At 44.6% G+C, this 8610-nt stretch carries 8 protein-coding genes and 1 pseudogene; 2 read left to right on the plus strand and 7 right to left on the minus strand.

Going from position 1 to position 8610, the window contains the following annotated elements; translation table 11 throughout:
• Positions 1 to 11: 11 nt before the first annotated feature.
• Entirely contained in the window at positions 12 to 587 is a 576-nt protein-coding gene (locus V6C93_RS17210) for a carboxypeptidase-like regulatory domain-containing protein (RefSeq protein ID WP_333477898.1), read from the plus strand.
• 129 nt (positions 588 to 716) lie between these two features.
• On the plus strand, positions 717 to 1712 hold the full coding sequence (ilvC, locus tag V6C93_RS17215) for a ketol-acid reductoisomerase (protein ID WP_333477906.1): 996 nt from the start codon (positions 717 to 719) through the stop codon (positions 1710 to 1712).
• Positions 1713 to 1897: 185 nt separating this feature from the next.
• On the opposite strand, the gene V6C93_RS17220 is transcribed toward ilvC, so the two are convergent.
• The 7 genes and pseudogenes from V6C93_RS17220 to V6C93_RS17250 all read right to left on the minus strand — a co-directional run.
• On the minus strand, positions 1898 to 2074 hold the full coding sequence (locus V6C93_RS17220; protein WP_333477899.1) for a hypothetical protein: 177 nt from the start codon (positions 2072 to 2074) through the stop codon (positions 1898 to 1900).
• Between the two features lie 168 nt (positions 2075 to 2242).
• Positions 2243 to 3658 (minus strand): amidase, encoded by a 1416-nt coding sequence (locus V6C93_RS17225; RefSeq protein WP_333477900.1) that lies wholly within the window; start codon positions 3656 to 3658, stop codon positions 2243 to 2245.
• 144 nt (positions 3659 to 3802) lie between these two features.
• Positions 3803 to 4744: a 1-acyl-sn-glycerol-3-phosphate acyltransferase gene (locus tag V6C93_RS17230; protein WP_333477901.1), complete on the minus strand. Its 942-nt coding sequence runs from the start codon at positions 4742 to 4744 to the stop codon at positions 3803 to 3805.
• A 267-nt stretch (positions 4745 to 5011) separates the two neighbouring features.
• Positions 5012 to 5284 (minus strand): annotated as a pseudogene (locus V6C93_RS17235) (CU044_2847 family protein); the annotation flags it as partial.
• A gap of 130 nt (positions 5285 to 5414) precedes the next feature.
• Positions 5415 to 7559: a pentapeptide repeat-containing protein gene (locus V6C93_RS17240; protein ID WP_333477903.1), complete on the minus strand. Its 2145-nt coding sequence runs from the start codon at positions 7557 to 7559 to the stop codon at positions 5415 to 5417.
• A 50-nt stretch (positions 7560 to 7609) separates the two neighbouring features.
• Positions 7610 to 8041, minus strand: coding sequence for a DUF2690 domain-containing protein (locus tag V6C93_RS17245; protein WP_333477904.1), 432 nt, complete (start codon positions 8039 to 8041; stop codon positions 7610 to 7612).
• A gap of 53 nt (positions 8042 to 8094) precedes the next feature.
• The coding region (locus tag V6C93_RS17250; RefSeq protein ID WP_333477905.1) for a hypothetical protein at positions 8095 to 8610 on the minus strand (516 nt) is incomplete at its 5' end.

Consider the following 8610-nt stretch of genomic DNA (forward strand, 5'->3'; position numbering starts at 1 on the left):
CCTAGAAATTCATGCTTGATGTTCGCCACTTGACAAGTGCTGTTCTGGTACTAACTACCTTAGAGATAACCGCGACTTCAACCAACGCCCTCTTGCCAACTCACTTACAAGTCATATCGGGGCGAGCCCTAGCTCAGCCTCTACAGGCACAGGATTCCCCAGCCCCCAACTCAGTCAAACAGCCATTTCGGCAAGATGCAGTGCACCTAGCTTCAGGGGGCGATTCGCCACCTCCAACCCGGAAGTTATCCGTGAGTGGGATTGAGGGACGCTCAACCAGCAGTAGAATGCCTGGAATTATACAGCGTAACCCAGATGGGAGTGAACGAAAGGTTGCACCTGTCATCTCTGGGATGCCTATCCCAATCACCGTTCTGAATCAGGCAGGGCGCAAAGTCGCTGACATTAAACCGGATAAAGAAGGATACTTCCGCGTTACTCTCAAGCCCGGAAGGTACAGACTTGTGCCTAAATTCCAGGACTCTAATTACCTAGTGCTGAATAGTAGGGATAAACTCAAGACCATTAAAGTAACTCAAGGGAAGTTTACCACCGTCAACGTTACCTATACCGAACTGATTCCGTAACGAGGCGAGCGATTCCAGCATTGGCATTAGCTGCCTAAAATCAAGGTGCGATCGCGTCGTAACTGCATACACATCGCGGTAGAATCAAGAGTCCGCCAATTCACAATGCTTGCTCAAGGAGATGCCTCTATGGCTCGGATGTACTACGATGCTGATGCAAATTTAGACCTTCTTGCCGATAAAACAGTCGCCATCATCGGCTATGGTTCTCAAGGTCACGCCCACGCCCTCAATCTTAAAGATAGTGGCATCAATGTGATTGTCGGGCTGTATCCGGGCAGCAAATCTGTTGCGAAAGTTGAAGAAGCTGGGTTGAAAGTTCACTCCGTTTCTGATGCCGCCAAAGCCGCTGACCTGATTATGATCTTGCTGCCCGATGAAGTACAAAGAACCGTTTACACAAACGAAATTGCGCCTAATTTAACCGAAGGAAAAATCCTGGCGTTTGCTCACGGTTTTAACATTCACTTTGGTCAAGTTGTCCCTCCAGCCAATGTGGATGTGGTGATGGTTGCACCAAAAGGGCCAGGGCATTTGGTACGGCGCACTTATGAGCAAGGAGAAGGTGTTCCTTGTCTGTTTGCCGTGTATCAAGATGCTACGGGTCAAGCCCGCGATCGCGCAATGGCCTACGCTAAAGGTATTGGTGGTACCCGTGCCGGTATCTTAGAAACCACCTTCCGCGAAGAAACAGAAACCGATTTATTCGGAGAGCAAGCCGTCTTGTGTGGTGGTTTAAGTGCCTTAATTAAAGCCGGTTTTGAAACCTTAGTCGCTGCCGGCTATCAGCCAGAGTTGGCTTATTTTGAGTGTCTGCATGAAGTCAAGCTGATTGTTGACTTGGTTGTTGAAGGTGGACTGGCAAAAATGCGCGATAGCATCTCCAATACCGCTGAGTATGGGGATTATACTCGTGGCCCTCGGATTGTGAATGAACAAACCAAGGCTGAGATGCGTAAAATCCTCAGTGAGATTCAATCGGGACAATTTGCCCGTGAATTTGTGTTAGAAAATCAGTCCGGCAAACCTGGATTTACCTCCATGCGGCGTCAAGAAGCTGAACATCCAATTGAAGAAGTGGGTAAAGATTTACGCGCTATGTTTAGCTGGTTGAAGAAAGTCTAGAAATATTGAGAAGAAGGCTATTAGTAGTTAAGTAATCTGCAATTTCTTCTTAGCCCCCCTTGATAAGGGGGGTTGGGGGGATCGGAAACGTTGCGTCAATCCTGGCAGCTCCCCCCTAGATCCTCGTATGAACTCCGGCCTTAAAAAGGGGGGAATAAAAAACAGAAGTTGTACATGCAGTTAGTTCAATTAGTAGGGTTTCCTGGTTGCACTTTAGGAAATATCTGATTGAACAATTGATTGACACTGTCTCTAGTCTGAGTACTGGCTCTACTCATCGGCTGGGGAAGCACGCGATCGCCAAAGGAAATAAATAGCACAGCTAGGATGAGGATATGTGTAAGATTAATCTTAATACGCATAACTAATTCAGGGTTAGTGTATTGCAGGCTTAATCCTATTTTTCTCCTCATCCGACTAAAAGTACTGTCTTTTTAATGGACTTGATTAAGTCTTCATCACATCATGAAGCTTTATTCTCTTCGTGCTATTTATTCCCCAATCAGTGACTGAGCTTATAGACAGTAGATTTACTTTGCGCTAAATAAAGCCGGACGGTGCTGGCTCCAAGGCTTAGCTGCTTCTATCTGGGCGGCTAAGGAAATCAGTGTTGCTTCAGCGGCGGGGCGTCCAACTAATTGCACACCCATTGGTAAACCCGTAGAATCATCAAACCCAGTAGGAAGTGCGATCGCAGGTAATCCACTGGCATTAAACGGTGGACAGGGCGCAATCCAAGCAATAATTTTCTCCAACGTCTCTGCCGGACTCAAATCCGCCCACTCGCCAATCCGGATTTGTCGGTGCAGATAAACGGGCAGCACCAAGACATCAAAAACCTCAAAGAACGCCACAATCTGCCGCGCCACAATTTGCATCTGGTGAACCGCTTGCAAGTACTCCCCAGCAGAACCCGACTGCTCAGCAATCCAGCGATTCATCGGGCTGAGTACCTCTTTTGGAATCCCCGCTACCGTCACGCTTGCCGACCAAACTTTCTTAAACGGTTCAATCAAACCTGTAAAATCAGCACAGCTTTGTTCAACACTATGTCCCATTCCTTGCAGTAATTGCGCCGTTTCTTTAACACTTTGTTGACAAATTTCTGTCGCTTCACCGACAGGTTGTACTGAGGGAGAATAGGCAATTCGCAACTGACTAGGTGCTTGACGGGTGGCCTCTAAAAACGAGGTTTCTGGATTGGGTAACCAGTAGGGATCGCCCGTTACATAACCCGACATCACATCCAATAGAGCCGCTGCATCTGCAACCGTCCGAGCGATCGGGCCATTCGTCGCAATACCATTGAGATGATCGCCTAGTGGTGCATAGGACACTCGACCCCGTGCGGGCTTAATTCCCACTAATCCACAACAGAATGCTGGCCCCCGAATCGAACCTCCAGCATCAGAACCTTGGGCAATAGGAGTTAAGCCGGCGGCTACCGCAGCAGCGGCACCCCCACTCGACCCCCCGGCGGTATAGTCCAGATTCCAAGGATTGCGACTGGGTGGAAATCCAGGTTGGTCGATGTAAGGCAAAGAACCCAGTTCCGAAGTTGCGGTTTTGCCGAGAATCGTAAAGCCAGCGTGCTTAATTCGCGTGACCACAGCATCACTGTAGGCCGCAATTTTATCCATCAGCAAGGGTGTCCCGTAGGTGCAGCGAATCCCTTCAACGGGGTTGAGGTCTTTGATAGCAATCGGCACCCCAAAAAAAGGCGGAAGTTCTGAAACATCCTTGGTTTGTGCTAACTGCTCCGTCTTAGCTTTCGCCTCTGCTAGAGCCATCTCTGCTACCACCGTGAAGTAACTACCTAACTGGGAATCTAACTGCTGAATGCGCTCCAAGTAAACTTCAACTAACTCCAACGGTGATACTTCACCTTGGCGGATAAGCTGAGCCTGTTCAAGAGCTGGTGTAAAAGCTAAATCAACTTTATTCATTAGGTTTCACTTAAAAATTAGGAATCAAATCGTTTCCACATCCCTAGAAAATCACCGAAACTTAACTTCAAATCCTCTGCGCCCCTCTGCGCCTTCCTCTGCGACTCTCTGCGTTAAAAAACATAATATTCTCACTCACAAGCCTTACCAAAAGAAGTGATTCAGAAAATAACGCAACAGCTTTAACCCGTTCGGTTCCTGATAATCTTTAGGCAAAAGTGCCATCAGCGCATCTTGCAAAGCCTCCAAAGCTATTTTGACTGCCTGCGGCTTTGGTCGATCGCATTGAGAAAAGTGCAACGGTTCACCAAACCGAATGGTTAATTCTTTGCCAAGATACAGGTCTTGCGTTCCAATCAGCGCTACTGGCACAATTGGCACACCTGCACGTAAGGCATAGATGGCAACTCCACGAGCCAACGGCAGTTGCAACTCTCCCTCAACACTTCCCAGTTTTCCTTCTGGAAAAATCATCATCCCATCCCCACGGGCAAATATACCCTGAACCGCACGGTCTATCCAGCGCAGAGTGTGTAAATCGGCACCCGTTGGCACATCCTGTTCAATTGCCGCCGCCAAGTCAGCGAGATCATTACGTCCGGCCTTAGCGGCTTCAATCACAGCCATCTCTTCTTTCCAACGGCGTTCCAAGGGAATGACACCTCCAGCCCACCCTAAAACTTGGCGCTTCCACCATCGGTTATACAGAGTGCGAGCATCACCTGGGATGTAATAGTAAGGATGCGCTGGAACTTCAGACAGGATGAGGAAAGGGTCAATGTGGCTGAGATGGTTAGCGGCTAGGATGGCAGGTTCTTGGGGAATCCGTTCTGGGTGTTCGACTTTCACCCGAAAAAAAGTGTGAATGAGCGATCGCAGTACCCAACGACGCAGCCACCCACTTGCTCTGCGATCGCCACCTCCTTGTGCAATCGTTTCGATATTGTCAAAGGCGTTGTGGATACACTGGCGAACCGTGCGATCGCATGATGCCGCCACCCCTTCCCTCACCCTTTGGATGGTTGCGGGTGTAACGGGTGGCAGGAAGTTCTGCTCCCTCTGTACGTCGTGTAATTGGGTGCTCATAGTCAATCCTGCCTGAGTAGGACTTGCAGGGATATTGGGGAAAACCCTGTGAAAAGCTGGGTTTGATACTTGGCTTTCACTGTCTACCCTACGCTGAAGTCTACCCTGGCAGGGGATTCAATGGCGCAGTTTCTGCGTTGTCATTGTTTTACCGATGTGGGTGTCGTCTGAAGCCCTTGATTCACTGAGTTGGCAGTTGTTACGTGAAAATCTTGGGTGGACAGTTGAATAACTGCCACACTTCTAATTAAAATTAGCGAATTTATGCTATATATTTCCTTGATTTGGTACTCCTTGATTGGGTTGAGATTGCTGTTGAGTTCTTTCAGGAAACGAGCATTCTACTGTAATTTTCAAGTTACTTTTAGCTGTACCTTTGGTGACATAGGGAACTCCAGCTTCTCCGCCGAGTTCGATGCCGAATTCTAGGGTGACTTTATCTATGTTTGCGATCGCAACTTGCTTAAACGCTTTTAACGTGTAGTGAGTATAAGCTCTAATCGTCCCTTTAATTGCCTGAAAGCTTTGCACTATTTGCTTTTAGTCAATATCTTGGATCAGAACAGATCGCTAAACCCATAATGTTAGTATGAACAGCATTTTAACCTCTGAAGAATTTTACGTATTTTGACTCAGAATAAACCAATTCAAAACAGTAGATTCAACGGAACTAGAGAGATAAACTGAACAGTTTTTCAATCAGAGGAAATAAATGACTACACGCTTCTAAAAGTTTAGGAAGAACAGTGATTGATCCCCTGAGCATGGTTATGGCATCATCGGCTAGATTTCGTTTAGCTTCTTTATCAGGATTCTGCCATGCCTGTGCCAGAACTTCCACTTGCTTGAGTGCCTTAGTTTTATTCTTCTCTGGAAGCTGCGATTCTGCTTCAATCTTCTCTTTTAGCTGAATTAATAGCTCTTTAATTCCGGGCTGCTCAGATTTTGATGTATCGTCAGGAAGTTGATTAATGGCATTCGTCACTTTGCCGCTAATCTCACCTATATTAAAAACTGATTCGCTAACGTTAAAATCTCCACTTACATTGATATTGCGACTTTGATCGTTCACGAGTTTATCTCCCATAATGTTTTCAACGCTCCTCATAGGTCTAGCAGCCAACAGGTGAATAGTTAGCCACATATTTGCATTCTGCTCACGATAATGAATGATTTCACTATCTTTCACTTGTAGTTTTGCTTTGTATTCATCTTCAAGACATTTGATTGCATCTTCATAGTGTTGATTAAATTCGCTGTGAATCTTAGCTTTATCAGCATCAGGCGGAACATTAACCCTAACAAGAACAACATCATCTCCTTTATTCTCAATACTCTGAATTGTCAGTAGAGTGCCTTCATTCTCAACTTGCACGTTCTTGAATGCCGTAACAAAGGCTTTCCAGTCAACACCATTGCGAAAAATTAGTACTACAGTATCGAGAAACTCTTGATACAACTTTCCAAATTCTCCGGGAGCAAAATTGCCACTGCTGGGTCGGCGTTCTCTTTGATTGCTCAGTAAAAACACATAGCCACAAATTGCCTCTTGTAATTGAGTGCTGCTGTCAGTATTCCAGGCTTCCAAGCATGCACCAGTGAGGGTTGTTTGACTGAAATTTGCACCCAATGCCTGAGTTTTGGTCAAGTTTGCACCTTCTAGATTTGCACCTTCTAAGGTAGCTCCACTGATATCCGCTTCGGTTAAATCTGCACCGCTCAAATCTACCTCTGCCAAGTTTGCCCCTTTGAGGTTGCGTCCGATGTAGTTACCGTTTCCACCCTTATGCCCGACCAGTAAATTCCGCACATCCGGCTCAATTAAGATAGTGCTTCCCCATCTAGCTAGGTTAGTTTGTGTACTGTTGAACCAACAGGTTCGTGTTACCGTCGCTTGTCTAAAATCTGTGTTTTTTAATGTTGTGTTGCTGAAATTAGCATTAGTTATGTCAGCACCACGAAAGCTTGTGCCACCTATGCTAGCTAGAACAACAGCTACCTTGAAAACGATTGAATATCCTTCATTTCCTTTTAAAGCTTGGCTAGCAATATAGCCACCCATAAATATACCAGATACCGTCACAACAAGAGTTACAGCAATAGAAATAAGGGTGTTTGCTGTCCCAGCTATTTGCATAATTATAGCTACAGGTATAACTATGAAGAAAGCCGCGAATGTTAGTCCGTATCTAGCTTTATCTCCACCTACAATTTGGGCTACAGCTATGGGTACAGCTACAGCGACAGCTATAACTCCAATTCCAATTCCAGTAATACTTCCAGTTGCAGTTCCAGTTAAAGACCTAATCGCATCCCCAGCGATAAATTCAATTTTGCCTCTAGATGCCGATCTAATTCCAGCTTGAATCAAAGCATGAAGCAAATTTAAAATGACGGCTACAAGTCCAACTCCAGCCGTCATTTTCAAGATTGATTCTAATCCTTGGCGTACAGTGAAAATGAAGACGATAAGCATCAATATTATAATTGCAGCAATCCAAATATTTTGCAAAACTTCATTTGGATAAATGCCAGGGTTAGGCTTATAAAGATAAATTATTCTATCCCCGGATCGCTGCCCAATAAATTCTAATATAATAACTAGTAAAGCTGCAAAAGTAAATGATACAATTAATAAAAAAATTTTCCAATATGGTTGTAATCCAGCTTTTGCACCTTGAAAGTCTGCATTTTCGAGCTTAGCATTGGTAAAATCTACACCTCGTATATCAGAATTGATAAATTTAATCCCTTTGAGGTTTTGTTCCTTGAAATCTTCTCCTCTTAAATTTTTGTCAGAATAGTCTCGAACCATATTCTTTAGTAATTAGGATGAGGAAGAATACTTTCTTTATGAAAAGAACATTATTGATTTGCTATTTTCGTACAAAGATGTCTATTATCTGTTAGCCAAACACAGGCTTTAAGATTTTGTCCAGCTCCCATATTTCCATAGTGTTCGCCTGGTATTTCATCATTGGGAACTTCGTAAATACCATACTTCCTACCCTGAGCATCCTCAACATAAAGAATTGAATAAGTAGGTACCGCTGCTTTTGCCCAAGCCGCATCACATTTTGGTGAATATCTCAGTTTAATAGTAGTTTCGGTAAATTTCTCCTCTGCTATTGTTTCTGCATCAGCATCACATTGTTGATGCCTAGCATCCAAGTTGCTACAAGAGGTTTTGTGGCAGAGTAGTTTTTGCTGAGAGCTAGTTAACAAGTAAATACCCACTACCGCAGCAACACCTAAGACTGTCACAGCAGTAATAATAAATTTTTTCTTGATTATCATCTGGAAAATGGCAAAGGATAAATTTATCTTTACACCTAATTAAACTTAGTTACTTAGTGTGGATCTGTACACAATTCTCCTACACTCGAATACTCTGCACAAGCCCGAAGTTGACTTGTAGAGTTGAATTTATCACCGTAGTTCCATCCGGTAACTTCAGTGGTATAGGGAACGTATCGCTTGCCAGAATTATCTTTAAGATATAAAGTTGTACCTCGTGGCACACAAGCTCTGACCCATTTGGTTCTAGATTGGTTGGATGAACGTAATTCAACGCGTATTCTATAGCCATTAACATCTGCTGGTTTGGATACGAGTGTTTGTTGCCCTGGACTAGATTGTGGAGAATTGTTACATATTTTTCGTGATAACTCTCTATCGTTTTGGGCATAATTAATGGGCGCAACAGTGTCAAAAGTAGTCAGCCTAGCACCTAATCCAGTAAAAATAACTCTTTCCACTGAATGCTCCCAATCTTGATATTCCCCGCTAGATTTTGCAGGATTAGCAAAAGGTAAAAACCCGAAAACTGCAAGTCCTGCTACCCCTATCGGGTTAAGTAACTTTTT

Origin of the sequence: Allocoleopsis sp. (assembly GCF_036703385.1) — a bacterium.
GTDB lineage: Bacteria > Cyanobacteriota > Cyanobacteriia > Cyanobacteriales > Coleofasciculaceae > Allocoleopsis.

What these genes read in the sequence shown, in the direction of transcription:
- V6C93_RS17225 (WP_333477900.1), bottom strand. Translation starts at nt 3,658, where the DNA reads ATGAATAAAGTTGATTTAGCTTTTACACCAGCTCTTGAACAGGCTCAG.
- ilvC (WP_333477906.1), top strand. Translation starts at nt 717, where the DNA reads ATGGCTCGGATGTACTACGATGCTGATGCAAATTTAGACCTTCTTGCC.
- V6C93_RS17210 (WP_333477898.1), top strand. Translation starts at nt 12, where the DNA reads ATGCTTGATGTTCGCCACTTGACAAGTGCTGTTCTGGTACTAACTACC.
- V6C93_RS17240 (WP_333477903.1), bottom strand. Translation starts at nt 7,559, where the DNA reads ATGGTTCGAGACTATTCTGACAAAAATTTAAGAGGAGAAGATTTCAAG.
- V6C93_RS17245 (WP_333477904.1), bottom strand. Translation starts at nt 8,041, where the DNA reads ATGATAATCAAGAAAAAATTTATTATTACTGCTGTGACAGTCTTAGGT.
- V6C93_RS17220 (WP_333477899.1), bottom strand. Translation starts at nt 2,074, where the DNA reads ATGCGTATTAAGATTAATCTTACACATATCCTCATCCTAGCTGTGCTA.
- V6C93_RS17230 (WP_333477901.1), bottom strand. Translation starts at nt 4,744, where the DNA reads ATGAGCACCCAATTACACGACGTACAGAGGGAGCAGAACTTCCTGCCA.